We start from the raw sequence: 26,539 nt of genomic DNA on the forward strand, positions 1-26,539 counted from the left end.
TAGGGGGCGGTGTCGGCTACGGCAGCTGCGGGTAAAGGGCCGCCACGCCGCCGGAGAGCCGGGCGAGCACGCTCCGGCTGATGTCGTCGGCGACGATCTCGTACGCGTCCGCGGCCAGTTGGTCGACGGTGTACGCCGCCACGTCGGCCGGGTCGGCCTTGGGGGCGGTGACCGCCCGGGCCATGTCGGTGTCCATGAACCCCACGTGCAGGCCCGCGACGCGGATCTTCGCCGGGGCGAGCTTCAGCCGCAGCGAGTTGGTCAGGCCCCATTCGGCTGCCTTCGCCGCGACGTAGGCGCCGTCGGTGGGCAGCCCGAACCAGGACAGCACGGACAACACGTTGAGGACGGTGCCGCCGCCGTTGCGCTCGATGACGGGGGCGAAGGCCCGCACCACGGAGAGGGTGCCGAGGTAGTGCGTCTCCATCTCCAGGCGGATCTGGTCCAGGTCGCCGGTGAGCAGGTCGGCCCCGGTCCACGTGCCCGCGTTGTTCACCAGCAGGGTGACGTCGCCGGCGGTCGCCGCGGCCGCCGCCACAGACGCGGGGTCGGTGATGTCCAGTGCCAGCGGCCGGGCGCCCGGGAGGTCGATCAGGGCCGGGTTGCGGGCCGCGGCGTACACGGTGGCGCCCCGGGCGAGCAGCTCGCCGGCCAGGGCGCGGCCGAAGCCCCGGTTGGCGCCGGTGACCAGTGCGGTAGTGGTCGAGATGTCCATGAAGATCCTGTCTGTGAGGTTCGCTGCGCGGGATCTGGCTTCTCCTTGGAAAAGTCAGCTCGCCCAGTGAAGCACTCTGACTAGCGTCAACGCAAGTCAGCCCGTACGCTGGGGCCATGCAGGATCTGCGGGACGATCGGGAGGCGTGGTCAATGACGAACTGCTCGATCGCGCGGGCCATGGACATCGTGGGCAGCAGGTCCGCGATGCTGATCATGCGGGACGCGTTCCTCGGCACGCGCCGTTTCGACGACTTCGTCCGTCGCGTCGGCATCGGCGAGCCGGCGATGGCCGCCCGCCTACGGGAACTGGTCGGCGCCGGCCTGCTGGAACGGACGCCCTACCGCGAGCAGGGGCAGCGCACCCGGTACGAGTACCAGCTCACCCGCAAGGGCCGCGAGCTGCTGCCGGTGATCACCGCGCTCCGGCAGTGGGGGGACAGCTGGGCAGCCGACGAGACCGGCCCGCCGGTGCTGGCCACCCACCGCGACTGCGGCTGCCGGGTCCGCGCCGTGCTCCGCTGCGAGCAGGGTCACGAGGTCGACCACGGCGACATCGCCCTCCTCGCCGGGCCGGGCCTGATCCCCCGGGACTAGACCGGCGGCCGGTGCGCCCCGTGGCTGGCGCGTACCCGGGTCAGCCCTGGTCGTCGGTGAGGCGACGCTCGATGGTCACCGTCGTGCCGGAAGCGGTCGACATCAGCCGCACGTCGCCGAAGCCGTTCATCAGGGTGGCGCCGCGGCCGCGGTCCATCGCCGACCGCCGGTCCCGCCAGGTGCCGAAGTCGCGGACGGTGAGCCGGGCGGTGCCGGCGCCGACCTGGAGCCCGACCCGCACCTCGGGTCGGGTCGGCTGCTGCGCGTGCTCGACGGCGTTGTTGAACGCCTCGGACGCGGCCACCAGGAGGTCCTGCACGACGTCGGGGTGCACGCGCAGCGCCTCCAGCAAGCTCCGCACGTCCCGCCGCATCGTTGAGGCGGAGGTGGCCTCCGAGGGGTAGCTCCATCCGGTCTCCACCACGGACGCCGTCTCGTGGCCGTTCGGGACCCGGACGGTGGTGAACGGTCCGGCTGGGACGGCGGTCCGCCGGGTGCCCGCTACCGGCTGGCCGGGGGCGGCCGGGGCTGGCGGGCCGGCCACCAGGCCAGAAAGGCTCGGGCCGCCGGCCGGGGCTCCTTCGGACGCGGCCGGGTCGGCGGTGCTGGCCGCCGCGGGTGCAGGATCCGCGGCCACCTCGGCGGAGGTGCCCTCGGCGGTACCGGTCGACGACCGCACAGAGTCCGGGGCCGTCCCGCCGGAGGAGGCCTCGACCGGGCCGGTGGCCGGCGGAGCAGAGCTCGAGGCCGCACCGGTGGGGCGGATCGACCGCGGCGGCTCCGGACGGCCGTCCTCGGCATCCGGTGTCCGCAGGCGCCGTCGCGCACCCTCGAGGGTGGCCCGTACCCGGGCGACGAGGTCGGCCGCGGTGAAGGGCTTGACCACGTAGTCGTCGGCGCCGAGGTCGAGGCCCTCGACGGCGGCGTCCGCGCCGGCGCGGGCGGAGAGCACCACCACCGGCAGCGCCCGGGTGTCCGGCTTTCCCCGCAGGGTGCGCACCAGGGCGAAGCCGTCGAGCTCGGGCATCATCACGTCGGTGAGCACCAGATCCGGCGGGTCCCGCCGGATCGCGTCGAGGGCCTGCCGGCCGTCGCCGACCGTGTCCACCCGCCAGCCCTGTGCGGTCAGCAACCGGGCCAGGTACGCGCGCATGTCGGCGTTGTCGTCGGCCACCAGGATCCGCACGCGCCGGCCGTCGTCGGGCAGCGTCCCGGCCGATCCCTCCTCGCCCGGCTCGGGCCGGACGGGGTCGACCAGCCAACCGCTCGCCTCCTGCACTGCGGCGCGGGCCGTGTCACCGAGGTCGCTCGCCGCCACGGTGTCGTCCGTGCCGCGGTGCAGCGCCGACCAGGGCAGCGCGACGGTGAAGGTGCTGCCGCGCCCGACCCGGCTGTCCACCCGGACGTCGCCGCCCTCGAGCCGGGCCAGCTCGCCGACCAGGGCCAGCCCGATGCCGGTGCCCTCGTGGCTGCGGGAGCGGGCCCCGTCCACCCGGTGGAAGCGCTCGAAGAGCTGGGGCATCTCCTGCTCGGCGATGCCGATGCCGGTGTCGGCGACGGTCAGCCGCAGCTCGGTGGGGTGGGCGTGCAGCCCGACGCTGATCCGCCCCACGAACGTGTGCTTCAGCGCGTTGGACAGCAGGTTGGTGACGATGCGCTCCCAGTTGGCCGGGTCGAGCGCCACCGGCCGGGGCAGCGGCGGGCAGTCCACCTCCAGGCGCAGCCCGGCGCGCTCCATCGCCGAGCGGAAAACGCCGGCCAGCTCGGCGGTCAGCTCCGGCAGGTCCACCTGTTGCGCCCGGCTGCGGGCACGCCCGGCCTCCAGGCTGGAGAAGGTCAGCAGGCTGTTGACGAGGGTGAGCAGCCGGGTGGCGTTGCGCCGGGCGGTGTCCACCCGTTCCCGCTGTTCCGGTGGCAGCGGGTGCCGTTCGTCGGCGAGGGCGTCGGTCAGCGGGCCGAGCATCAGCGTCAGCGGCGTACGGAACTCGTGGCTGACGTTGGTGAAGAAGCTGGTCTTGACGCGGTCGAGTTCGGCCAGGGCCTCGGCCCGGCGACGTTCCTCCTCGTACGCCCGGGCGTTGCGCACCGCGACGGCCACTTGCTGCGCGAGCAGGTGGAAGAACGACCGGTACGCCTCGTCCAGGGCGCGGCTGGGGCTCACCCCGGCCACCAGCACCCCGAGGGGCTGATCGGCCTCCGCGGAGGGCAGTGGGAGCGCCACGGCGGTGGCCGTCGGCTCGTCGAACGCCCCGGCCGGCAGCGTCATCCGCTGGGCGACCCCTTGGACCTCGGTGGTCGCTCCCCCGCCGGCGGCCCACAGTCCCCAGGCCGGGTCGCCGTCGACCACGACGTCGGGCAGCACCGCCGCCATCGGCCCGTCACCGGTGCAGGCCAGCCGGTGCAGCGCCGTACCCTCCCGCAGGTAGATCGCGGCGAACGGTACATCCAGCCGGTGCCCGCCGATCGCTTCGACCAGCCGGGCGCAGGTGCTGGCGACGTCCACCGTGCGCCCGTCGCCGCGCACCGAGAGGTCCCGCAGCAGTCCCAGCCGCCGTTCCCCGACCACCTGCTCGGTGACCTCGCTGCACACGGTGAACACGCCGACGGTACGGCCGTCGTCGTCACGGGCCGGGGCGTGGGAGACGCTGAAGTAGGCCTCCTCCCGGTAGCCGGACCGGTCGAGGAGCAGCTGGAGGGCGGGCACCCAACTGGCCACGCCGGTCGCCATCGCATCGTGGATCAGCGGCGCGAGCACGTCCCAGCCCTCGGCCAGCGTGGTCCGGACGTCGTCGCCGAGCGCTTCCGGATGCTTGTCGCCGATCAGGGCCGAGTAGGCGTCGTTGTACAGCTGGGTGAACTGTTCGCCCCAGAGCAGCAGCATCGGGTACCGGGAGGACAGGACGATGCGCACGGCGGCGCGCAGGCTCTGCGGCCAGGACTGGACAGGGCCGAGCGGAGTGGCCGCCCAGTCGAGCCGGGCCATCAGCCGCCCGGTGGCGCTGCCGCCGCCGAACAGCTCCGCAGTGGGGCTGGTCACGTTCGAGTACACCTCATCGCCGTGCCCGTACCCCGTCGCCGGGCCCGCCGAACCTCGGCGCCCGGGGACGGGGGTCGCGCGCCCGGTCGGGGCGCGGCGCCCGAGGTGGGACGGCGCACCGCCCGGCCGTTCGCCGCCGACCGCCAGCCGCCCCGCTCCGGCACCCACGCCCCCTCGATCGCCCGACCCTGATGCCACCGCCGAGCAGGGGAAATGACCCCCGGGCCGGAGCAAGGCCCCAGGCTACCGCCGCCCCGGGTCCCCGGCGAGCGGGCGACCAGGTGTCGCGACGGCGGCCCGCAAGACACGGGCGCGGTTCGGGTGACCGTGTGACGAAGGCCATCTCCTCGGGTGACCGGGTGCGGTGGCGGGACGTGAACACTCCTATGCGCATCCCCTTCCCGGCGTGGGCGCCGTCCACGGCGGCGACCTGCACGTGTTCGTCCGTAGTGCCGGCCGGGTCCGGCTGACCCGCTACACCCTGACCACCGGCACGTGGTCGACGTGGACGGCTGTGCCGGCACCCTGGGGTGCGCGGGAGACGCCGGAAGCGGTGGGCTACGGCGGCGAGCTGCGACTCTTCGTCAGCGGCGCCCGCCAGCGGGTCTACCAGCACCGGCTCGGGAGCTGACCCCGCCACGGCGGCACCTGTCGTATCCGGCTGCGATGCTCCCGCCGTGGAGATGACACTGCAGGTGACGATCGACTGCGCCGACCCCCGCCGGATGGTCGCGTTCTGGGCCGAGGCGCTGGGCTACGTGCCGGAGCCACCGCCGGGCGGCCACCGCACCTGGCGGGACTTCTGGGCGGCGACGGGCGTGCCGGCGGAGGAGTTGCCCGAGGGGGCCGGTGACACCCCGGAGTCGGTCGTCGACCCAACCGGCCGGGGGCCACGCATCTGGTTCCAGCGGGTGCCCGAGCCCAAGGTGACCAAGAACCGCGTCCACCTCGATCTCAAGGTCGGCGGCGGCCGCACAGTCGACCTGAAGCTGCGCACCGAGCGGGTCGACGCGGTGGTCGACCGGGCCGTCCGGGCGGGCGCCACGATCCTGCGGACGATGGACGAGCCGGCGATGGACTACTACGCCGTGGTCCTGGCCGATCCCGAGGGCAACGAGTTCTGCGTCGTCTGACGGGTGTCGCGGCGGGAGGGTCGCCGGCCCGCCACCGTCGCGGCCCGTCCGCGTGCCGGGGCGGGCGGGCGCCGCGGGTCAGGGCCGGCGGAGTTTGCGGAAGGTGATCGTCAGCCGGCACCTCCCGGTGCGCAGGCAACGGTTACTTCCGCGGACCGGACGCGGGCGGCGCCGCCCGCGTCCGGTCCGCCGGGCAGGTCAGCCCCAGGCCTGCGGGGCCGGCTGGCGGGTGGTGGCGTTGAGCCGGTTGAACAGGTTGCTGGTGGCGATCCAGAGCACGATCGCGGCGAGTTCCTGCTCGCCGAAGTGCCGGGCCGCCTCCTGCCAGACGTCGTCGGGTACTGCGTCGGCCCGGTCGGCCAGCCGGGTGGCGGCCTCCGCGAGCCCGAGCGCGGCCCGCTCGGCGTCGGTGAAGTACGGGGTCTCCCGCCACGCGGCCAGCGCGAACAGCCGCTCCTCGGTCTCACCGGCCTTGCGGGCGGACCGGGCGCCGGAGTCGACACAGGCGCTGCACCCGTTGATCTGGCTGACCCGCAGGTGCACCAGCTCCAGCGTGCCGCCCGGCACGCCGGCCGAGTGCGCGGCCTTGTAGAGCTGGTTGATCCCCTTGACGGCGTCCGGCAGCACGGCGGCGGGGTTGGTCATGCGCGGCTCGTTGATCATGTGATCCGTCCTGTCCTGTTAGGCTGCCCGGCGTGCGCCGCGAGGCGGCGTCCCGGTTCGTCACAGGGATGTCGGCGGCCGGCCCGGCGGCGTGACAGATGTGGCGGCGGTCACAGTCACCCTGCCGGCGGCGGACGGGTGGAGAGAGCATGCGCGACACGGACCTGCTGGCCCGACGCTTCGAGGAGAACCGGTCGCGGCTGCGGGCGGTGGCCCAGCGGATGCTGGGCTCGGACGCCGAGGCCGAGGACGCCGTTCAGGACACCTGGCTGCGACTGAGCCGGGCGGACGTCGACGCCATCGACAACCTGCCCGGGTGGCTGACGACCACCGTCGGCCGGGTCTGCCTCGACCGGCTGCGGGCGCGGGCCGTCCGCCCCGAACAGCCGTGGGACACCGCCGGGCCGGAGCCCGCCGGGGCGGGCGGCGGTGACCCGGCCGAGCCGGTCGACCCGGAGCGGGAGGCCGTGCTGACCGAGTCGGTCGGCCGGGCGTTGCTGGTGGTCCTGGACACCCTCGCGCCGACCGAACGGTTCGTCTTCGTGCTGCACGACATGTTCGCCGTCTCCTTCGACGAGATCGCCCCCGTCGTCGACCGCAGCCCCGCCGCCGTGCGGCAGATCGCCAGCCGGGCCCGCCGCCGGGTGCAGCGGGACTCCGCCGCCCCCGAGACGGACCGGACCCGTCAGCGGCAGGTGGTCGAGGCGTTCCTCGCCGCCTCCCGGGAGGGCCGGTTCGACGATCTGGTCAGCCTCCTCGACCCGCACGTGGTGATGCGCGCCGACCCGGTGGCCGCCACCATGGGTTCGACGCCCGAGGCGCGCGGCTCGGCGGTCATCGCCGGCTTCTTCAACGGCCGGGCGCAGGGCGCCACACCCGCGTACGTCGACGGGGCGCCGGGTGCGCTGGTGGTGTTCGACGGACAGGTCCGGCTCGCGCTCAGCTTCATCGTCACCGACCGGATCATCGGCATCGAGGTGGTGGCCGACCCGACGCAGTTGGCCGCGCTGGACCTCGTCCCCGGTGCGGCGGAGGCCCGCTGACCGCGACGATCGACCCGCCGGCACCGGCTCAGGTAGGGCCAGGCATACCGCCGAAGTGAGCGCAGACGGCTGTCACCTGGTTGGCCGCACCGCCGCGCCCGCGCTGCCGGGTCAGTCCCGGCGGTCCTCGTCGCCCGGCCCGACCACCCGGCGCTGCTCCAGGGCGTCGGCGGCGGTGGCGTCCTCCGGCAGGGACGTCGACGGCAGCGCGTGCTCTCCCGGCACCGAGGCGCGCTGCTCGGCCAGGTCGGCCTCGTTGGCGTCCGGTTGCGGTTCCGGCGGCTCGTCGGGCTGCCCCTCGTCGAGCAGCGGCTGGCGCTGCTCGACCGCGTCGGCCTCCGGCGGCACGTCCAACGGTCCATCGGTCATGCCGACGCTCCTCTCCCCCGCCGGCCCCTCGCGGGGCCGGCCTCATGACGGCGGGTCAGTCCGGCAACAGCCGCCGGAGGACACCCTTCCCGGTGGCGCCCATCCGGTAGGACTGCACGAGGTACGAGCCGCAGACGATCTTTGCGCCGGCCAGCGCCGGCACGGCGAACTGCGCCAGGCGCTGGCGCCGCTGCCACGTCGCGATGTCGGCTGGCGTCCCCGCGGCGGGCACGGTGGCGTCGTGCACCTCGAGGCGGTCACCCCGCTGGTGCGCCGCCTCGGCCGACTGACCGATCCGGTTGCCGCAGTAGGCCGCGTAGGCGGTGGCCGCGGCACCGGCGACGGTGATTCTCGCCTTCAGCGCGCCCACCGTGCCGAATCCCTTCTGCAGGGCGGTGCGGCGTCCGCCGACCTGGGTCAGCCGCAGCCCGGCGAGCATGGTCGCACCGATGCCGAGCCACTGCACCGGGCTGAACCGGCTCCAGGCGGACTCGGCGACCCGGATCCGGTCGATGCCCTGCTGCAGGTCGCTGCCGGACTTGTTGACGCCGGCGACGCCCATGACGGTGCCGCCGAACCACAGCGCGGAGCCGACGTCATGGACGGCCTGGGCGACGGCGGGGTTGTCGGTCGCGGTCAGCTGCATCCCGCACTCCTCCGCTCCGCGGGCTCGTTGCCCTTCGTCCCGATTGAAGCACTTTCGCCGGGGTCGCCACCCGGTGTTCCCGACCACCGATCTCCGGGACAGCTCGCCCAGCGCGGGGCTGCCGCCGAGCGGTCAGCGCCCGGCCAGGCGGCGGGCCAGCGTCCGGCGCAGCTCGTCGATGCCGGCACCGGTCAGCGCGGACACCGGCACCGCGTCCGGGTAGGCGCGGCACAGCGCATCGACCCACTCCGGCGGCGCAATGTCGATCTTGTTGAGCACCAGCAGTTCCGGCACCTGGCCCGCGCCGATCTCGTGCAGCACGCCGTGCACCGTGGTGATCTGGCCGAACGCGTCGGGCGCGGACGCGTCCACCACGTGCATCACCAGGTCGCTGCGGCTGACCTCGTCCAGCGTCGAGCGGAACGCGTCGACCAGTTGGTGCGGCAGGTGCCGGACGAAACCCACGGTGTCGGTGACGGTGTAGGTCAGCTCGCCGGTGCTGATCCGCCGTACCGTCGGGTCGAGGGTGGCGAAGAGGACGTCCTGCACCTGGGCGTCCGCGCCGGTGAGGCGGTTGAGCAGGGCGGATTTCCCGGCGTTGGTGTACCCGGTGATCGACACCGAGGGGATCTGGTTGCGGGCCCGTCGGCCCCGGGTGCGTTCCCGCCGCCGGGCCAGCTCGCCGGCGTTGCGCCGCAGCCGGGTGGCCCGCTGGCGCAGCGTTCGACGTTGGGTCTCCAGCCGCATCTCACCCGGTCCACGCACACCGATGCCGGCGCCGCCGGCGACCCGGCCACCACCGACGCGGGACATCGACCGGCCGTCGCCGCGCAGCCGGGGCAGCTGGTACGCGATCTGCGCCAGCTCCACCTGCACCCGGCCCTCGCTGGTGCGGGCGTGCTCGGCGAAGATGTCCAGGATCAGCGCGGTGCGGTCCACCACCCGTACCCCGACCCGTTCCTCCAGGTTCCGCACCTGGCCGGGGCTCAGCTCGCCGTCGGCGATGACCAGCTCGGCCCCGGCGCGTTCGGTGGCGGCGGCCAGCTCGTCGACCTTTCCGGAGCCCAGGAAGGTGGCGGGATCCGGCTTGGGGCGGTGCTGCACCACCGCGTCGGCGACGTTGAGGCCGTCGGTGTCGGCGAGCCGGCGCAGCTCCTCCAGGGACACCTCACTGCCGGGGCCGTTGCCGCCGGCGCCGTCGTCCTCGCGCACCGCGACCAGCACCGCCGTCGGCCGTTGCCGGGAGGTCTCGGCTCCCGCACCCAGCAACCAGGTACCCGCCATCGTCCACCTCACCTCACCTCTCGCCGGACTGCGGCCTACCCTGGCCGCCGCCGACCATGCCGCCGACGCCGCGTCCACCCCGGGCGTCCTGTCGCACCCGGGTCCGAACCACGCCAGGCAGGACATCCGGTCACAGGTGTCCGCATGAGGCCATGGATGAGCGACGACCGTCGATGAGTGGACATCGACATATATTGACGTTCTTGATACCGTGGCTGGCAATTGTCTTCGCAGCGACGGGAGGTAGGCATGCCCCGACGAATCCTGCACGGAGTCGCCGCCCTGACCATCGGCACCGCGGTGGCCACGCTCGGCGCCGTGCCGGCGCAGGCCGATCCGGTGGTGCCCCGGCACGCCGTGGTCATCTGCCAGAGCGCCAGCTTCTACGACAACTACGACTCGGTCAGCGGCCCCTACGGCCTGAAGCGGGTCCTGCCCTACGGCAACAAGATCGGCCACACGCCCGGGGCGCACCCGGTCTACAACGGCTGGGCCGCGACCTTCGACTTCGGCCCCAACGACTGGGGCTACCTGCGCATCGAGTGCATCGGGGGGTACGACTCATGGTGAGCCGATCCGTCGCCCGCGCGGTGGCGACCGTGCTGGCGGGAACCGTCGCCCTCGTCGCCGCGCCGGCCGCGGCACACGCCGACACCGGCACGATCGGGCAGCGCGAGACGGTCTGCGCCGCCGACCTGTTCGTCCGCACCCAGCCCAACGGCGCCTGGATGGGCACCCTCTACCAGGGCCAGACCTTCCTGGTCGAGGGCCCGCGCAGCGGCGGCTACGTCTACGGGTTCGCCTACGGGCACATCAACCGCCACGGCTGGGTCCAGGACGGCTGGTTCTGCTGATCCGGCGGGAAGCCCGCCCGGCACGGCGCGGGTCGCCCGTACCGGCCGCCAGGTTCTCGTCGGTCGGCATGGTGGCAGCGGGAACGGGAAGGCCACGGTCGCCAGCAGGACGCACAGGGTCCCGAGGTACGAGCACGAGCACCCGCACCGGAGGGCAGCGCGATGAGCGAGACGACGGAGAAGGCGATCCTGGCCGGCGGCTGCTTCTGGGGAATGCAGGATCTCATCCGGAAACGCCCTGGCGTGCTCGCCACCAGGGTCGGATACACCGGCGGGGACGTGCCGAACGCCACTTACGACAACCACGGCACCCATGCCGAGGCGATCGAGATCGTCTACGACCCCGAGGAGCTGCCCTACCGGGATCTTCTCGAGTTCTTCTTCCAGGTCCACGACCCGACCACGAAGAATCGTCAGGGCGGCGACGTGGGAGTCAGCTACCGGTCGGCCATCTTCTACACCGACGAGCAGCAGCGGCAGGTCGCGGAGGACACGATCGCCGACGTCGACGCCTCCGGCCTGTGGCCGGGCAAGGTGGTCACCGAGGTCACCCCCGCCGGCCCGTTCTGGGAGGCCGAGCCGGAACACCAGGACTACCTGGAGCGCAATCCCGGTGGTTACACCTGCCACTTCCCTCGGCCGGACTGGAAGCTCCCCCGTCGAGGGGGGAAGGCCGCGTAGTGGCCGGCTCCGTTCGCGCGGCCGGCAGGCGAACGACGGGCGCGGCGGCAGCGGCGCGGCGCGACGGGCGCGGCCGGCCCGACATCACCGTCACCGGTCGGACTCACCGGGATCGCGCCACTCCGGCGGAGCCTGCTCCTCCCCCCGCTGCGAGTCGAGGGGATTCTCGTTCGCCTCGCGCGCCTCCTCGAAGCTGGGACGGCGGATGTGTTCGGGGGTGGGCACCTCGACGGGCCGTGCCCCGGAATCGGGCGGCGGCCGGTGGCTTGTCACCTCCGCGGCGCCCCGGGCTCCTTCGAGGGTCGGAGGCGGCACAGCACGGCGCTCGTGGTGCATTTCGTCGGCCAGGGTCTGCGGTGGTCGCGCGGCGCGCTGCGGCAGGTCCCGGCCGAGGTCGGCGACGTACTCGCCGTACTTGAGGTCGAAGGCGGGCCGCTCGGAGCGGATCCGGGGCATCCGGTCGAAGTTGCGCAGTGGAGGCGGGGAGGTCGTGGCCCATTCCAGCGAGTTGCCGTACCCCCAGGGGTCGTCCACCGCCACGACGGCCCCGAAGCGCCAGGACTGCCAGATGTTGTAGATGAAGAACAGGGTCGACGCGCCGAGGATGAAGGACCCGACTGTCGAGACGGTGTGCAGGGTGGTGAAGCCGTCCTGGGGCAGGTAGTCGGCGTACCGGCGGGGCATGCCCTCGTTGCCCAGCCAGTGGTGCACCAGGAAGGTCAGGTGGAAGCCGGTGAACATCGTCCAGAAGTGGATCTTGCCGAGCCGCTCGTCGAGCAGCCGCCCCGTCATCTTCGGGAACCAGAAGTAGACCCCGGCGAAGGCGGCGAAGACGATGGTGCCGAAGAGCACGTAGTGGAAGTGCCCGACGACGAAGTAGCTGTCATGGACATGGAAGTCGACGGGCGGGCTGGCCAGCAACACGCCGGTGAGGCCGCCGAACAGGAACGTCACCAGGAAGCCGACGGCGAACAGCATCGGCGTCTCGAAGGTGATCTGCCCCTTCCACATGGTGCCGATCCAGTTGAAGAACTTCACCCCGGTCGGTACGGCGATGATGAAGGTGGTGGCGGAGAAGAACGGCAGCAGGACCTGGCCGGTGGCGAACATGTGGTGGGCCCAGACGTTCAGCGAGTAGAAGAAGATCACCCACAGCGCGAGGACCATGCCCTTGTAACCGAACAACGGTTTGCGGGAGAAGACCGGGATGACCTCGCTGATGATCCCGAAGAACGGCAGGGCGACGATGTAGACCTCGGGATGGCCGAAATACCAGAACAGATGCTGGTAGATAATTGGCCCACCGTGGCCGGAGTCGTAGACGTGGCTGTTCAGGAGACGGTCTGACAGCAGCCCGAGCAGGGTGGCCGACAGCAGCGGGAAGACGACGATCGCCATCAGCGCGGTGATGAACATCGCCCAGGTGAACAGGGGCATCCGCCACATCGTCATGCCGGGGGCGCGCAGGGTCAGGGTCGTGGTGATCAGGTTGACCGACCCCAGGATGGTGCCGACACCGGACAGCACCAGGCCGACGACCCAGACGTTCCCCCCGACGCCGGGCGAGTGTTCCTGTTGGCTCAGCGGCGGATAGGCCGTCCAGCCGAAGTCGGCTGCGCCCTGGGGGGTGATGAAGGAGCCCAGCACCATCAACCCGCCGAACAGGTAGAGCCAGTAGGCCAGAGCGTTCAGCCGGGGGAACGCCACGTCGGGCGCGCCGATCTGCAACGGCACCAGGTAGTTGCCGAAGGCGAAGGCGAGCGGGGTGGCGAACAGGAACATCATGATCGTGCCGTGCGAGGTGAACAGCTGGTTGTACTGCTCCGGCGACAACAGCTGCAGGCCCGGCCGGGCCAGCTCCGCGCGCATGAGCAGCGCCTCGAGGCCGGCGGCGATGAAGAAGAAGAACGACGAGACGAGGTAGAGCAGGCCGATCTGCTTGGCGTCGGTGGTCCGCAGCAGCCTGAGCAGCGCGTTGCCCGGCAGGGCCGGCCGCATCGGCCCGGGAAAGCTGCCGAACTGCGCCGGAGCCAGGATCGCCGGTTGCGCGGGCGGTGGGCTCGGAGGCGTTGTCTGCTTCGGCATGGCGACCTCGATGCGATGAGCACGGCTGGCTCCGCAAACCCTTACATAACCGACAGGTCACCGACGGGCCGTTACGGGAATACGCCCCACCGGTGATCGCCCCGCGTGGTCAGCCCTGCTCGCGGGAGGGCCGCGGGTCGGCGGGCGGGTCCGGGCGCAGCGAGGAGAGCAGCAGGTCGGCGAAGTGCGCGCCGACCTGCTCGGCGGTGAGCCGGCCGTCGGTGCGGAACCACGCGCCGAGGTGGTGCACCGCGCCGAAGAAGTAGTCGACGGCCAGGTCGGCCGGGACGTCGGCGCGGAACGTCCCGGCGCGCTGGCCCTCCTCCACCAGCTCACGGAAGCGTTCGTGGTACTCCCGGCGGGCCGCCCGCACCGCGCGCCGGCGGTCGGCCGAGAGCAGGTGCATCGACTGCAGGAAGATCGTGGCGTCGTCCAGGTTGGCGATCGCCGTGACCACCACGTCGGCGGCGGCGGCCCGCAGCCGCAGCGCCACCGGCTGGTCGCGGGCCATGATGGCCTCCAGGCGCTCGCGCTGCATGCGCAGCAGCCGCTGGTAGATCTCCTGGAGCAGGTCGTCCTTGGCGGCGAAGTAGTGGTACATCGCGCCCTTGGTGACCCCGGCGGCCTCGACGATCTCCTGAACCGAGGTCTTCTCGAAGCCCTTCTCCGCGAACAGCCTGGTGGCGACCGCCAGCAGCCGCTGCGGCAGCGCCTCCCCGTCGCCCGTCCGACCCACCGCTGCTCCCGCCCTTCCCGACCGCCCGCCGGCCCGGTGCGCCAGCGTACGCAAGGCGCCGCCGATCAGGCCGGCTGGACCCGCACCGGGATGCCGTTGAGCACGACGTTTCCGGAGAGCGGGTCGACGGCCGTCTCGTCGGTGAGCACGTTGCTGTTCACGCCGGCGTGGGCGCGGGCCACCGCCTGCCGGGTGCCGGGCACGTCGTGGCCCCACCCGTGCGGCAGGCTGACCACGCCCGGCATGGTGTCGGGGGTGACCTCCACGGCCACCACGAGCGAGCCGACCCGCGAGGTGACGCGGGCGTCCTCCCCGGCAGCCAGCCCGAGCTTCGCCGCGTCCTCCGGGTGCACCTGCAGGGTGCAGCGGTCGCGGCCCTTCACCAACGCCGGCACGTTGTGCATCCAGCTGTTGTTGGACCGCAGGTGCCGGCGCCCGACCAGGACGAAGCCCTCCGGGGGCGCGTCGCGGGCGTCGCGCAGCCGGGCCACGTCGGCGGCGATCGGCGGCGGGCACAGCTCGACGGTGCCGCTCGGGGTGCGCAGCACCTCCGGCAGCCGCGGTCGCAGCGGCCCGAGGTCGACGCCGTGCGGGTGGTCGAGCAGCCGGGTCAGGGACAGCCCGTCCGGTCGCTGTCCGAACCGGTCGCCGTACGCGCCGAGCCGCAGCCGCGCGTCGAGCAGGCGTTCGGCCGGCCGGTCCCCGGCGACCAGCGCCCGCAGTTCGTCCGCCGGCCGGTCCAGTGTCTCGGCGGCGTCGGCGAGCACCTGGCCGAGCAGCTGCTCGTGCAGCCCCGCCGGGTCGGCGTCGGCGCCCTGCCCGGCGGCGATCAGCGTGAGCCGGGCGAGGATGTCGCACTCGTCGAGGCTGTCGGACGCCATCGGCAGGACGGGCGGCGAGTAGCTCGCCACGTTGCGCACGGCCAGGGTGAGGAACGCGAAGTCGTAGTGGCCGGCGCGGGCGGGATCGGGTGGCGGCAGCACGACGTCCGCGTGCCGGGTGGTCTCGTTCAGGTACGGGTCGACGCTGACCATGAAGTCGAGCGAGGCGAGCGCGCGGTCCAGCCGGTCGCTGTTGGCGGTGGACAGCACCGGGTTGCCGGCGATGGTGATCAACGCCCGGATCCGGCCCTCCCCCGGCGTCTCGATCTCGTCGGCGAGGGTGGCGACCGGCAGCTCGCCCTTGACCTCGGGCAGGCCCCGCACCCGGCTGGCCCAGCGCCCGGTGCGGAACCCCTTGCCGGGGCCGGCGGCCCGGGTCCGCTGGTGGGCGGCGAGCGGGAACATCGCCCCGCCGGGCCGGTCGAGGTTGCCGGTCAGCACGTTGACCACGTCGACCAGCCAGCTGGTCAGCGTGCCGAACGCGACCGTGCAGGTGCCGACGCGTCCATAGACGGCGGCGGTGGGGGCATCCGCCAGTTCCCGGGCGAGGCGCCGGATGCGCGGCGCGGGCACCGCGCACCGGTCGGCCACCCGCTCGGGCGCGAACGCGGTGGCCAGCTCCCGGACGTCGTCCAGGCCGGTGACGTGGTCCGCCAGCCGGCCGAGCCGGACCAGGTTCTCGTCGAAGAGCGTGTGCACGAGGGCGAAGAGCAGCAGCGCGTCGGTGCCGGGCCGGATGGTCAGGTGCTCGTCGGCGGCCGCGGCGGTGCGGGTGCGCCGGGGGTCGACGACCAGGAACCGGCCGCCGCGTGCCTGCAACGCCCGCAGCCGGCCCGGGAAGTCGGGCGCGGTGCAGAGGCTGCCGTTGGACTCCCAGGGGTTGGCGCCGAGCAGCACCAGCAGGTCGGTGCGGTCGAGGTCGGGTACCGGGATGGCGTTGGGGTCGCCGTACAGGTAGCCGGAGGAGACGTGCTTGGGCATCTGGTCGACCGTGCTGGCGGTGAAGACGTTGCGGGTGCCGAGCGCCCGCAGGAGGGGGCCGGCGTAGAGCCCGCCGGCCATCGTGTGCACGGTGGGGTTGCCGAGGTAGGCGGCGACCGCGTCGCGGCCGCCGGCTCGGGCGGCGGTCAGGCCGGCCTCGACGGCGGCGAAAGCCTCGTCCCAGCCCACCTCGCGCAGCGCGCCATCGACCCGCAGCAGCGGTCGACGCAGGCGGTCCGGGTCGGCGAAGAGCTGCGGGAACGCGGCTCCCTTCGGGCAGACGAAGCCGTGGCTGAAGACGTGCTCACGGTCGCCCCGGGCGTGCGTCACCCGGTCGTCGGCGATGGTCAGGGTCAGCCCGCAGGTCGCCTCGCAGAGCGGACAGGTGCGGTACGCGGTACGCGTCGCGGTCGTTCCCGGCATCGCGGGCCCCCTTCGATGAAATACCGACTGGTCGGTATGGTGGCACGCGGCCGGATGGCTGTCATCCCCCGCGACCGGCCAGCGCGGGGCGCAGCGGGACGGGCACGCACAGTGCCGCGGCCGGCGGAATTCGGGCACCCGCCCGCTGGCCTGGGCAGATGGGCCGATTCGGGTATTGACGGTGATGTAACCCACATCATTGAATGTCGAAGTGGCAGGGCCTGTCCGCGCAGCGGCCTGGACACGTACCACCGGCATGGCCACCCCGACCGCTCGTGCTGCTGCCTCCCCAGGAGCCGTCGTCAGGGTGCGGTGGGCGGAGTGAACGAGCGCCGGCGAAGGATGCTGCTCACCGCGGCGTTGCACGTCGTCTCGCACGGCATCGCCGTCCTCTACTGCCTGATGACGACCGGTGAGCCGAACCGGCCCCTGATGCTCACCGCCTACAGCTGCGGGATGGTGTCCGGCGCCGTCGGCATCTGGGCGGCGCGGACGGTGACCACGAAGGCCGCCGGCTACCGGGTCTCGTTCACCATCCTGCTGGTCACCATCGCCATGGCGGCGCTCGGCGCGTACTGGGACGGCGGGGCCGCCTCACCGGCCGCCCTGGGGTTCGTGACCACCACGGTGTTCGTGGCCAGCTACACCCCGCACCTGCGGCTGATGATGGCGCTGGAGGCGCTCCTGCTCGCGTCGTACCTCGCCGTGGCCGTTCTCGGGCAACCGACGCGGCCCGGCCACGTCTTCCTCTACATGGCGGGCATGCTGGTCCTGATCTCGGTCTGCTCCACCCAGACCCGGAAGCTGGCGCGGCAGCGGTCCCAGCTGCGCGCCCTGGCGGCGCTGGACCCGTTGACCGGCGCCCTGAACCGGCGCGGCCTGGCGGACTTCACCCAGCACCTGTTCCGCCGGTGCGGTCGCGCCGGCCCGGCCATGCTCTGCCTGGATCTCGACGACTTCAAGAGCGTCAACGACCGCCTCGGGCACGCCGCCGGCGACGAGCTGCTGAAGCGGACGGTGGCGGCGACGCGGGAGGTGCTGCGCCCCGAGGACGCCGTCGCCCGGGTCGGCGGCGACGAGTTCGTGGTCGTCCTCAGCGACGCCGACGAGGCGATGGTACGGACGGTGGCGGCCCGGATCGAGGCGGCGGTACGCCAGCACACCGGCGTCAGCATCGGCGCGGCCATCGCCCCGCACGACGGGGACACGCTCGAGACCCTGCTGGACGTGGCCGACCAGCGCCTCTACCGGGTGAAGCAGCGGCGCCGCGGCGGCGACCGGCCGCTCGACGGCCACGGGCTGGTGTCCACCGACACCGTCGGCGCGTGACGCCGCCGGCCGGCCACCGCCGGGCCGGCTGACCGAGCGGGCTCGGGCGGGTCCGGACGCACAATAGGCAACCTTCTTGACAGATTTGTTAACCATCGACAAACTTCATCGCGAGAGCGCTCTCTCGCCCGCTCCACCGCCGCCCTCGCCGTACCCCGGGAGGACCCCCATGCCCCCACACCCGCGCCTGCTCGGCTCGTTCGCCGCCGCCCTCCTGCTCGTCGGCGCGGCGCCGGCGGCGGGCATCGCCGGCCCGCCGGCCACCACCGCCCCCACCTATCGCGCCGCCCCGGCGGACCTCCCTCCGGACCTCGTCGACGCGATGCGCCGCGACCTGAATCTCACCGCCGCACAGGTGGGCGACCGCCTGCGCACCGAGGCCGCCGCCCCGGCGGTCGAGCGGCGCCTGCGCGCGACGCTCGGCCCCGCCTTCGCCGGCGCGTGGCTGCCCACTGACGGGAACCGCCTCACCGTGGCCGTCACCGATCCCGCGCTCGCCCCGGTGGTCCGCGCCGAGGGCGCCGACGTCACCGTCGCCGGCCGCAGCGAGAGTGCGCTCGACGCGGTCAAACGGGCGCTGGACAGGCGACGCGCCAGGGCCGACTCCCGGGACATTCACGGCTGGCACGTCGACGTGGTCAGCAACAGCGTCGTCGTGACGGCCCGACCCGGCGCCACCGCCGCGGCCACCGCGTACGTCCGGGCCAGCGGCGTTCCCGCCGATGCCGTCCGGGTGGTCACGTCCCCGGCCGCCCCGCACCCGCTCTACGACATCCGCGGCGGCGACCAGTACGTCATCAACGGCAACACCCTGTGCTCGGTTGGCTTCGCGGTCGTCGGCGGGTTCGTCACGGCCGGCCACTGTGGACGCGCCGGCAGCCCGACCCTCGGCTTCAACAACGTCTCGCAGGGCACGTTCGCCGGCTCGTCGTTCCCCGGCGACGACTACGCCTGGGTGCGCACCAACAGTTCCTGGACACCACAGCCGTGGGTCAACAGCTACAACGGGGGCAACGTGACCGTGGCCGGGTCGCAGGACGCGGCCATCGGCAGCTCGGTCTGCCGCTCCGGGCGCACCACCGGCTGGCGCTGCGGCACCATCCTCGGTCGCAACGAGACGGTCGTCTACCCGCAGGGAGCCGTGTCGGGGCTGAGCCGCAGCAACGCCTGCGCCGAGGGCGGCGACTCGGGCGGCGCGTGGATCTCGGGCAACCAGGCCCAGGGGGTGACCTCCGGCGGCTCCGGAAACTGCTCCTCCGGCGGCACGACCTGGTTCCAGCCGGTGAACGAGATCCTCGGGGTCTACGGGCTGTCGCTCGTCACCACCGGCGGCGGGGAGCGGATCGTCAGCAACTGGAACAACCGGTGCATCGACGTGCCGAACTCCAACTTCTCCGACGGCGTACCCCTGCAGACCTGGACCTGCAACGGCACCAGCGCCCAGGCCTGGGCCTTCACCGGCGGGACGCTGCGGACCCAGAACAACAAGTGCATGGACGTGGCCTGGGGCTCCACCGCCAACGGCGCCACCATCCAGATCGCCAACTGCAGCGGCAACCCCGCCCAGCAGTTCGTCCTCTCCGCCGCCGGCGACCTGGTCAACCCCCAGGCCAACAAGTGCGTCGACATCACCGACTGGAACAACTCCGACGGCGCCCGCCTCCAACTGTGGGACTGCGCGGGCACCGCCAACCAGAAGTGGCGTCGCGGCTGACACCACCGCTCTCCCCGGCGCGGCGGACACCCCCGACACCCCACCGATCCCGGCGCCGCGCCGGTCGCTTCTCCCCCCGTCGAACCCACGACAGGTTCGCGCCCGTCCCGCAGGAGGTCCCATGTTCCCCATCCGCACCCGCCGCCGGCCACGCGCGCTCGCCCTCGCCGGCGCCGCGCTCGTCGCGGCCACGGTGGCCCTCGCCGTACCGGTCGACTCCCGTCCCGCCGAGGCGGCGATCGGCGGCATCACCTGGCAGGACGAATTCAACGCCGCGGCCGGCACCCCGGTCGACCAGAGCAGGTGGCGCTTCGACATCGGCGGCGGCGGCTGGGGCAACAACGAACGGCAGTACTACACCAACAGCACGAGCAACGCGGTGCACGACGGTCAGGGCAACCTGGTCATCACCGCGCGCCGGGAGAATCCGGCCAACTACCAGTGCCACTACGGCCGGTGCGAGTACACCTCGGCCCGGCTGCTCACCGCCGCCACCTTCACGCAGGCGTACGGCCGCTTCGAGGCCCGCATCAAGATTCCTCGGGGGCAGGGCATCTGGCCGGCGTTCTGGATGCTCGGCAACGACATGGGCAGCGTCGGCTGGCCGAACGCCGGCGAGATCGACATCATGGAGAACATCGGCCGGGAGCCGAACACCGTCTACGGCACCATCCACGGCCCGGGCTACTCCGGCGCGGGCGGGATCACCGGCAGCCGGACCATCGCCGCGCCGCTCGCCGACGCCTTCCACACCTACCGGGTGGACTGGGAGCCGAACTCCATCATCTGGTACCTCGACGGCGTCGAGTACCACCGCGTCGACCCCGCCCGACTCGGCGGCAACCGCTGGGTGTTCGACCACCCGTTCTTCATGATCCTGAACGTGGCGGTCGGCGGCAACTGGCCGGGCTACCCGGACGCGTCGACCCAGTTCCCGCAGCAGATGCTGGTGGACTACGTCCGGGTCTCCGGCTACACCTCGGGTGGCGGCGAACCGGCACCGGGGACCACCCGGATCAGGGGCGCGGCGAGCGGCCGGTGCATCGACATCCCCGGCGCGAACCCGGTCGACGGGGCCAAGCTGCAGATCTGGGACTGCAACACCACCGCCGCGCAGGCGTGGACCTTCGCCGCTGACGGCACCCTGCGCGCCATGGGCAAGTGCATGGACCCGGCCTGGGCCGGCACGGCCAACGGCACCGAGGTCAACCTGGTGAGCTGCAACGGCAACCCGGCCCAGCGCTTCACCCTCAGCGCCACGGGTGACCTGGTCAACCTCAGCGCCAACCGCTGCGTCGACGTACGCGACCGGGTCACCGCCAACGGCGGCAAGCTCCAACTGTGGGACTGCACCGGCGCCGCCAACCAGAAGTGGTCCCGCGCCTAGACCCGTTCGCACCCCCATCCCCCACGCCCTTCGTCGGCCGGCCGCGACCCGGTTCGACGAGATGGTGCCCGTCCCCACCATCGAGGAGTTTCCCGTGACCAACAGACGCTCGTGCCGGACACGACTCGCCGCCGCCATCGGCGCGCTGGCGGCGCTGGTACTCGCCGTACCCGTCACGCTCACCGCCACCCAGAACCAGGCGCTCGCCGTCGGCCCGGACCTGCTTCCCGTCACCGTCGCCAACAACACCGGCCGCAGCGAGGCGGTCTACCTCTACATCCTGGGCACCGACATCCGCCCCGGCGGCGGCCTCGGCTACGTCAACGCCGCCGGCGCGTTCACCCGCTGGCCCGCCGGTGGCATCCCACCGACCCCGGCGCCGGACGTGTCGATCGCCGGCCCGCCCAACGGCGGCAGCGTCACCGTCCGCTTCCCGCGCTTCATCTCCGGGCGCATGTACTTCTCGTTCGGCCGCAAGCTCGACTTCCGCCTCACTCCGGACGGGGTCGTCCAGCCCGCCCCGTGGGCCGCCGGCGACCCGAACCGGGACGTCCTCTTCGACTGGTCCGAGTTCACCTACAACGACGCCGGCCTGTGGTTGAACAGCTCGCAGGTGGACCAGTTCGCCGTGCCGCACGCCGTCTCCGTCACCAGCGGCAGCGGCGTCACCACGAAGACCGGCGAGCTGCTGAACAACGGCCGGAACAACGTCATCAACGCCGTCAAGGCGCAGCCGGCCTTCGCCCGCTCGGTCGTCACCCGCGCCGACGGCACCGTGCTGCGCGTCCTCGCGCCGGGCAAGGCCATGGACGCCGGCCTGATGGACCCCGCCTACCTCGACTCGTACATCAGCTCGGCGTGGAACGCGTACACCAGCCGGACCCTCACGGTCGTGCCGCGCACCAACGAGCCGAACCGGCGGTTCTTCGGCCGCACCGTCGGCAGCACCATGGTCTTCACCGACTCGTCCGGCGCCCAGGTGGCGACGGTCGCCAGGCCGACCACCGGCAACGTGTGGGGCTGCGACGGCGTCTTCAACGCCCCGAACACCCCGCCGTTCATCGAGCCGGAGATCAAGCGCACTCTCTGCACCGCGCTGAACCGCGGCACCCTCGGCCAGTTCGACACCGAGCCCCGGCTCGACGCCGCCAGCTTCTACAAGAACAGCGCCCCGAACCACTACTCCCGCATCATCCACGCCAACATGGCCGACGGTAAGGCGTACGGCTTCGCCTACGACGACGTCGGCGGCTTCGAGTCGCTGGTGCACAGCGGCGATCCCCGTTCGGCCGCCATCACCCTGACGCCGTTCGGCGCCGGCGGCCCGACCGGACCGCCGCCGACCACTCCGCCGGCCACGGGCGACCTGGTGGTCAGCAACTGGCACCAGAAGTGCGTCGACGTGCCCAACTGGAACTTCGCCGACGGCCAGCGGCTCATCGTCTGGGACTGCCACGGCGGCACGAACCAGCGCTGGGAGTTCGTCAACGGCACCCTGCGCACCCAGAACAACAAGTGCATGGACGTCGCCTGGGGTGCCACCGCCAACGGCGCCGCCATCCAGATCGCGACCTGCTCCGGCAACCCCGCCCAGCAGTTCGTGCTCAGCGCGGCGGGTGACCTGGTCAACCCCCAGGCGAACAAGTGCGTGGACATCGCCGGCTGGAACCCGAACAACGACGCGGTGCTCCAGCTCTGGGAGTGCACCGGCGGCGCGAACCAGAAGTGGCATCGCGGCTGACGGCGGCCTCCCGCGATCCGGCGGCGGCGGCCGACCCCTGGCCGCCGCCGCCACCACCTTTGCGCGACCGCCCGGCGTCGACCATCCCTGCCGGTCCGCTCCGATGTGGGCTCCGGTCGCGGGTCAGAGGGACTTCGCGACCTCCACCAGCTGGTCGAGCGCCGCGCCCCAGCCCTCGGCGAAGCCCATCTCCTCGTGCTGCTTGCGGGCCGAGGCGTCGGCGTGGATCGCCGTGGCGGTGTACCGCGTACCGGCGCCGTCCGGCGCAATGCGGACCACTGCGGTGAACGGGAAGCCGTCCTCGGCGACCTGCGGGCGGAACCCCGGGCCCAGGGCGGAGGTGAACACCAGCGTCGAGCCCTCCTCGACCACCAGGATGCAGCCGTCGCTGGGGAACTCCTCACCCTCCGGCGAGCGCATGACGGTGTGGAACCGGCCGCCGGGCTGGAGGTCGATCTCGCAGGACGAGGTCGACCAGGGCTTCGGGGCGAACCACCGCACGATCAGCTCGGGCGTGGTCCAGGCCTTCCAGACCAGTTCCGGGGCGACGTCGACGGTGCGCTCCAGGACCAGGTCGAGCTCGGGGTTCGTGGTGTAGGCGGTCATGTCTGCTGCTCCTTCAGGTCGTAGAGAAGCGAGTCGAGTTGATCGAGGCGGCGGGTCCAGAGCGCACGTTGCGCGGCGAGCCAACTGTCGGCCAGCTCCAGCGACCGGGGCGCCAGGCGGTAGGTCCGCACCCGTCCCTTCTTCTCCGAGGTCACCAGGCCCGAGCGCTCGAGAACACCCAGATGCTGGGTGAACGACGGCAGTGCCATCTCGAACGGACGCGCGAGGTCGCTGGTCGTGGCGGGGCCCCGGCCCAGGAGTTCGACGACGCGCCGGCGGGTGGGGTCCGACAACGCGTGGAACACGTCGTCCAGCGACGCGTCGACCGCGCCGCCACCATCGCCGGAATACTTAGCCATCCACCTAAGTATGAGGGGCGAAGGGCGGCCAGGTCCATACCTGGGGGAAGTCGGACCCCGATCGGGACCTCCGCACCGGCGTCGACCGGTCCCACGGGCATCGGTGAGCCCTCGCTGCCGCCGGCGGGCAGAGCGGTCGTACCGCCCGCCGTGCGCCCGGACACCACGTAGCGTCGATCAGGTGGAGGTGCTGCTGCGCGGCGGGCCGGGTGACGGTCAGGTCGTCCCCGGCGGCGGGGAGACCGTCCGGTGGCAGGCCTGCCTGTACGAGATCACCTCCGAGAGGGCCCACCGGCGCGGGCGTGACCTGCGGGTGTACCGGCACCGCGTCGACTGCTGCGAGCCGTACGGCCGGGGCTCCGAGGACAGGTGCGAGTAGCGATCGAGCAACGGGGGCCGGCCGCCAATCCGGCCCCCGGCCGGTCCTCGGCTGGCACAGTGGGCTGGTGGGAAACCGGTGGCGCGGGCGACTGGGGCCGGCCGTCGGGATCGCGCCGGGCGCCCGGGTGGACCGGTTCGAGGTCTTCTTCGACCTGGTCTTCGTCTTCTCCTTCTTCATCATCACCCGGGCCACCGCCGCCAACATCACCGGCCGGCAGCTGCTGCACGCCATGCTCGTGCTGGCCGTGCTGTGGTGGTGCTGGGTGGTGCACAGCGTGGTGGCCACCCGGGTCCGGTTGGGCGAAGGCTTCGTCCCGGTGCTGATGGTCGCCGGGATGGCGGCGCTGTTCTGCTTCGCGTTGTCGCTGCCGCAGGCGTTCGGCGACCCGAAACAGACGGCCGCCGGGCCGATGGTGGTGGCGGTCAGTTACGTGGTGATCCGCGGGGTGCACCTGCTGCTGTACTGGCACGTCGCCAGCGAGCGGCCGGGCGAGCGGCGACTGCTGCTGAAGTACTCCCCGGAGCTGGTAATCAGCACCCTGCTGCTGCTGGGGGCCGCGCTGATCCCGCCGCGGATCGAGGACGCGGGCCGCGCCGGGATGCTACGGGACGGGCTGTGGATCAGCGTCGTCGTGCTCCAGTACGGCGCCGGACTGGTCGCCGGCGCGTGGGGCTGGATGGTCACCTCCGCCGAGCACTGGACGGAGCGCTACGACCTCATCCTGATCATCGCGCTGGGCGAGTCGATCATCTCCGTCGGCGTCGGGGGCAACCTCCTCGGCCAACCGGTCGCCTTGCCTGCGATCACCGCGGCGGTGCTGGGCATCGTCTTCACCGCCGCCCTGTGGTGGGCGCACTACGACGTGATCGCACCGGCCGCCCGGATCGCGCAGCACGTCGCGCTGGGGCGCGCCCGGGTGTCGATGGCCCGCGACGCGTACGCCTACCTACACCTCGTGATGATCGCCGGGGTGATCCTGTTCGCCCTGGGCGCCGAGGAGATCGTGCGGCAGATCGCCGACCCGTCGATCAGCCTCGCCGAGCCGGCGCACGGTCCCGGCGTACCGCTGCTGTTCGGCGGGGTGATCTGCTACCTGTGCGGGGACATGCTGTTCCAGCTGCGCACCCTGCGCACCGTGTCCTGGAGCCGGGTCGGCACCGTGCTCGCGCTCACCGCCGCCATCCCGGTCGCGACCCACCTGCCGGCGCTGGCCGCCTTCGCCCTGCTCACCGCGATCTGCGTGGCGTTGGTGGCCGTCGAGGTGGTGGTGATGGCGGACGCCCGGCGAGCCCTGCGGCAAGCGGCCCTCAACGAGCGGACGACCCACGAGAAGCACGAGGCCGACTGGCGCGCCCGCTGGCACGAACAGGCCGCCGACGAGCCACCGGCCTAGCGGGTGCCGCGCGGTCGGCGACCCCGCCCGCGTCGTGCTCGCCGAGGCGCCAGGTGGCGGCGACCACGCCGGTGTTCCGGACGGCGCTGTCTCCGCACCCGCTGACCTGGCATGATCCAGCCATGCCGGTCAACCGTCGCTCGTTGCTCGGACTCGGGCTCTCCGCCGCCACCGCGGCGCTCGCCGGCTGTCGGGCGGCACCGCCCGCGGGCCGCGCCGGTGCGTGGCGGACGCCGGGCACGCCGGCCCCGGGCCAGGGCGCCGCCGCGGTCACCGGGCCGGTCGTCCGCACCTCCCCGGTCAGCCGGCGACTGACCACCGTGCTCACCGGCTACCTGAAGCCGACCAGCCAGAACCCCGCCCACCCGATGTACGCCGGCGCGGTCGCGCTCGCGCTCAGCGGCGGGCAGCCGTACGCCGAGGCGGCCGTCGGCGAGGCCCTGCGCTTCGGTGCCGGGCCGGTCCTCCTACCCGCCGGAGAGCGGGTCCGGATGCGCACCGACTCCATCTTCGACCTCGCCTCGATCACCAAGGTCTACACCTCCATCCTCGCCCTGCGGCAGGTCGACAAGGGTCGACTCGACCTCGACGCGCCGGTGGTGAGCTACCTGCCGGAGTTCACCGGCGCCGGCAAGTCGGCCGTCACGGTGGCGATGCTGCTCGCGCACACCAGCGGTCTCCCCGTGGGTGCCTCGGTGACCGGCTACGCCACGCTGGCCGAGAAGTGGCGGGCCGTCCTGGCCACCCCGCTGGTCAGCGGGGCGATCCCGGGCCGGGTGTTCCGCTATTCGAGCGTGGGGCTGATGGTCGTGGGCAAGCTGGTGGAGAAGGTGACCGGCCAACGGCTCGACCAGGCGCTGAAGACCGAGCTGACCGACCCGCTCGGCCTGCGCTGGACCGGCTTCAACCCGAACACCTGGCTCAGCGCCACCGACCGGGCCACCCGGCTGGTCGCCACCGACGCGCGCTCCTCGCGGGGACTGCTCCGGGGCGTGGTGCACGACGACGTGGCGAACCACCTGGGCGGCATCGCCGGGCACGCCGGCATCTTCAGCACCGCCCAGGAGGTCGGGGTCATCGGCCAGTTGCTGCTCGACGGCGGCACGTACGGCGGACAGCGGATCCTGGCCGAGAGCACCGTCCGCCGGATGCTGACCAACGCCAACGTCGGGCTGCCCGCCGTCGACCCGGAACGCCCGAACCGGACCGCCGACCACGGGCTCGGCGTGGTGCTGCACCAGCCGTGGTTCATGGGTCGGCTCAGCGCCCCCACCACCTTCGGGCACACCGGTTTCACCGGCACGTCGCTGCTGGTGAGCCCCGCCCGCCGGACCGTCTTCGTGCTCCTCACCAACCGGGCCCACCCGAACTGGAGCTGGGCCAATCCCGATCCGGTGCGGGTCGCGACCGCCAATGTCCTGGCCCGCCTGCCCATCCTGTCGGCCACCGGCACCAGATGACGGCGGCGCGGCGGTCCCGTCCCGCCTCGTCGAGCGACGGG

Annotated in this window: 25 protein-coding genes; 14 read left to right on the forward strand and 11 right to left on the reverse strand. The window is 72.8% G+C overall.

From position 1 onward, the window contains the following. Positions 1-16 precede the first annotated feature (16 nt). Entirely contained in the window at positions 17-715 is a 699-nt protein-coding gene (locus ACTWM8_RS15715) for an SDR family oxidoreductase (protein ID WP_446209668.1), read from the reverse strand. Between the two features lie 116 nt (positions 716-831). Between ACTWM8_RS15715 and ACTWM8_RS15720 the strand changes: the two genes are divergently transcribed. Further along, entirely contained in the window at positions 832-1,311 is a 480-nt protein-coding gene (locus tag ACTWM8_RS15720; protein ID WP_446209669.1) for a winged helix-turn-helix transcriptional regulator, read from the forward strand. Between the two features lie 40 nt (positions 1,312-1,351). On the opposite strand, the gene ACTWM8_RS15725 is transcribed toward ACTWM8_RS15720, so the two are convergent. Then, positions 1,352-4,348, reverse strand: coding sequence for an ATP-binding protein (locus ACTWM8_RS15725; RefSeq protein ID WP_446209670.1), 2,997 nt, complete (start codon positions 4,346-4,348; stop codon positions 1,352-1,354). Positions 4,349-4,754: 406 nt separating this feature from the next. Between ACTWM8_RS15725 and ACTWM8_RS15730 the strand changes: the two genes are divergently transcribed. Together ACTWM8_RS15730 and ACTWM8_RS15735 are read left to right on the forward strand one after the other, a co-directional pair. Continuing rightward, entirely contained in the window at positions 4,755-4,979 is a 225-nt protein-coding gene (locus ACTWM8_RS15730) for a hypothetical protein (protein ID WP_446209671.1), read from the forward strand. Positions 4,980-5,031: 52 nt separating this feature from the next. Continuing rightward, the gene (locus ACTWM8_RS15735; RefSeq protein WP_446214569.1) at positions 5,032-5,481 is read left to right on the forward strand and encodes a VOC family protein; all 450 of its coding nucleotides are present in this window, start codon (positions 5,032-5,034) and stop codon (positions 5,479-5,481) included. Positions 5,482-5,679: 198 nt separating this feature from the next. On the opposite strand, the gene ACTWM8_RS15740 is transcribed toward ACTWM8_RS15735, so the two are convergent. Next, complete coding sequence (locus tag ACTWM8_RS15740; protein WP_446209672.1) at positions 5,680-6,126, reverse strand: carboxymuconolactone decarboxylase family protein; 447 nt, start codon at positions 6,124-6,126, stop codon at positions 5,680-5,682. A 167-nt stretch (positions 6,127-6,293) separates the two neighbouring features. Here ACTWM8_RS15740 and ACTWM8_RS15745 point away from each other — a divergent pair, with 167 nt between their 5' ends. After that, complete coding sequence (locus ACTWM8_RS15745) at positions 6,294-7,187, forward strand: sigma-70 family RNA polymerase sigma factor (protein WP_446209673.1); 894 nt, start codon at positions 6,294-6,296, stop codon at positions 7,185-7,187. A 111-nt stretch (positions 7,188-7,298) separates the two neighbouring features. Here the strand turns inward: ACTWM8_RS15745 and ACTWM8_RS15750 are convergent, their stop codons facing one another. The 3 genes from ACTWM8_RS15750 to hflX all read right to left on the reverse strand — a co-directional run bounded on the left by ACTWM8_RS15750 (position 7,299) and on the right by hflX (position 9,486). Then, positions 7,299-7,556: a hypothetical protein gene (locus tag ACTWM8_RS15750; RefSeq protein ID WP_446209674.1), complete on the reverse strand. Its 258-nt coding sequence runs from the start codon at positions 7,554-7,556 to the stop codon at positions 7,299-7,301. Positions 7,557-7,611: 55 nt separating this feature from the next. Then, positions 7,612-8,202, reverse strand: coding sequence for a hypothetical protein (locus ACTWM8_RS15755; RefSeq protein ID WP_446209675.1), 591 nt, complete (start codon positions 8,200-8,202; stop codon positions 7,612-7,614). Positions 8,203-8,334: 132 nt separating this feature from the next. Further along, positions 8,335-9,486 (reverse strand): GTPase HflX, encoded by a 1,152-nt coding sequence (gene hflX, locus ACTWM8_RS15760; RefSeq protein ID WP_446209676.1) that lies wholly within the window; start codon positions 9,484-9,486, stop codon positions 8,335-8,337. 249 nt (positions 9,487-9,735) lie between these two features. Between hflX and ACTWM8_RS15765 the strand changes: the two genes are divergently transcribed. The 3 genes from ACTWM8_RS15765 (at position 9,736) to msrA (ending at position 11,021) form a co-directional block, all read left to right on the forward strand. Continuing rightward, positions 9,736-10,056: a hypothetical protein gene (locus tag ACTWM8_RS15765; protein ID WP_446209677.1), complete on the forward strand. Its 321-nt coding sequence runs from the start codon at positions 9,736-9,738 to the stop codon at positions 10,054-10,056. Then, positions 10,050-10,340, forward strand: a complete 291-nt coding sequence (locus ACTWM8_RS15770; RefSeq protein WP_346533974.1) for a hypothetical protein — start codon at positions 10,050-10,052, stop codon at positions 10,338-10,340. The genes ACTWM8_RS15765 and ACTWM8_RS15770 overlap by 7 nt, the downstream gene beginning before the upstream one ends. 162 nt (positions 10,341-10,502) lie before the next feature. Continuing rightward, positions 10,503-11,021 carry a peptide-methionine (S)-S-oxide reductase MsrA gene (gene msrA, locus ACTWM8_RS15775; RefSeq protein WP_446209678.1) on the forward strand — a complete coding sequence of 173 codons (519 nt, stop codon included), beginning with the start codon at positions 10,503-10,505 and terminating at the stop codon, positions 11,019-11,021. Between the two features lie 90 nt (positions 11,022-11,111). Here msrA and ctaD read toward each other — a convergent pair whose 3' ends face one another. The 3 genes from ctaD to ACTWM8_RS15790 form a co-directional block, all read right to left on the reverse strand. Next, positions 11,112-13,106 carry an aa3-type cytochrome oxidase subunit I gene (gene ctaD / locus ACTWM8_RS15780; RefSeq protein WP_446209679.1) on the reverse strand — a complete coding sequence of 665 codons (1,995 nt, stop codon included), beginning with the start codon at positions 13,104-13,106 and terminating at the stop codon, positions 11,112-11,114. 109 nt (positions 13,107-13,215) lie between these two features. Next, positions 13,216-13,842 (reverse strand): TetR/AcrR family transcriptional regulator, encoded by a 627-nt coding sequence (locus tag ACTWM8_RS15785; RefSeq protein WP_446209680.1) that lies wholly within the window; start codon positions 13,840-13,842, stop codon positions 13,216-13,218. Positions 13,843-13,907: 65 nt separating this feature from the next. Beyond that, a complete protein-coding gene (locus ACTWM8_RS15790) occupies positions 13,908-16,127 on the reverse strand; it encodes a molybdopterin oxidoreductase family protein (protein WP_446209681.1) in 2,220 nt (739 codons plus the stop codon). A gap of 321 nt (positions 16,128-16,448) precedes the next feature. On the opposite strand from ACTWM8_RS15790, the gene ACTWM8_RS15795 reads away from it, so the two are divergent. The 4 genes from ACTWM8_RS15795 (at position 16,449) to ACTWM8_RS15810 (ending at position 22,298) form a co-directional block, all read left to right on the forward strand. Further along, positions 16,449-17,456: a GGDEF domain-containing protein gene (locus tag ACTWM8_RS15795; RefSeq protein ID WP_446209682.1), complete on the forward strand. Its 1,008-nt coding sequence runs from the start codon at positions 16,449-16,451 to the stop codon at positions 17,454-17,456. A gap of 169 nt (positions 17,457-17,625) precedes the next feature. After that, positions 17,626-19,170 (forward strand): ricin-type beta-trefoil lectin domain protein, encoded by a 1,545-nt coding sequence (locus ACTWM8_RS15800; RefSeq protein WP_446209683.1) that lies wholly within the window; start codon positions 17,626-17,628, stop codon positions 19,168-19,170. A gap of 121 nt (positions 19,171-19,291) precedes the next feature. Then, the gene (locus tag ACTWM8_RS15805) at positions 19,292-20,557 is read left to right on the forward strand and encodes a family 16 glycosylhydrolase (RefSeq protein ID WP_446209684.1); all 1,266 of its coding nucleotides are present in this window, start codon (positions 19,292-19,294) and stop codon (positions 20,555-20,557) included. A gap of 94 nt (positions 20,558-20,651) precedes the next feature. Next, positions 20,652-22,298: a beta-1,3-glucanase family protein gene (locus tag ACTWM8_RS15810; RefSeq protein WP_446209685.1), complete on the forward strand. Its 1,647-nt coding sequence runs from the start codon at positions 20,652-20,654 to the stop codon at positions 22,296-22,298. A 123-nt stretch (positions 22,299-22,421) separates the two neighbouring features. On the opposite strand, the gene ACTWM8_RS15815 is transcribed toward ACTWM8_RS15810, so the two are convergent. Both ACTWM8_RS15815 and ACTWM8_RS15820 read right to left on the reverse strand, forming a co-directional pair. Beyond that, positions 22,422-22,904, reverse strand: a complete 483-nt coding sequence (locus tag ACTWM8_RS15815; protein WP_446209686.1) for an SRPBCC family protein — start codon at positions 22,902-22,904, stop codon at positions 22,422-22,424. Beyond that, a complete protein-coding gene (locus ACTWM8_RS15820; protein WP_446209687.1) occupies positions 22,901-23,263 on the reverse strand; it encodes an ArsR/SmtB family transcription factor in 363 nt (120 codons plus the stop codon). The genes ACTWM8_RS15815 and ACTWM8_RS15820 overlap by 4 nt, the downstream gene beginning before the upstream one ends. Before the next feature lie 181 nt (positions 23,264-23,444). Here ACTWM8_RS15820 and ACTWM8_RS15825 point away from each other — a divergent pair, with 181 nt between their 5' ends. The 3 genes from ACTWM8_RS15825 to ACTWM8_RS15835 all read left to right on the forward strand — a co-directional run bounded on the left by ACTWM8_RS15825 (position 23,445) and on the right by ACTWM8_RS15835 (position 26,498). Beyond that, positions 23,445-23,642, forward strand: a complete 198-nt coding sequence (locus tag ACTWM8_RS15825; RefSeq protein ID WP_154936775.1) for a hypothetical protein — start codon at positions 23,445-23,447, stop codon at positions 23,640-23,642. Between the two features lie 64 nt (positions 23,643-23,706). After that, complete coding sequence (locus ACTWM8_RS15830; RefSeq protein WP_446214570.1) at positions 23,707-25,038, forward strand: low temperature requirement protein A; 1,332 nt, start codon at positions 23,707-23,709, stop codon at positions 25,036-25,038. A gap of 122 nt (positions 25,039-25,160) precedes the next feature. Further along, positions 25,161-26,498, forward strand: coding sequence for a serine hydrolase domain-containing protein (locus ACTWM8_RS15835; protein ID WP_446209688.1), 1,338 nt, complete (start codon positions 25,161-25,163; stop codon positions 26,496-26,498). Positions 26,499-26,539 lie beyond the last annotated feature (41 nt).

This window comes from Micromonospora sp. IBSANI012, from assembly GCF_052814045.1.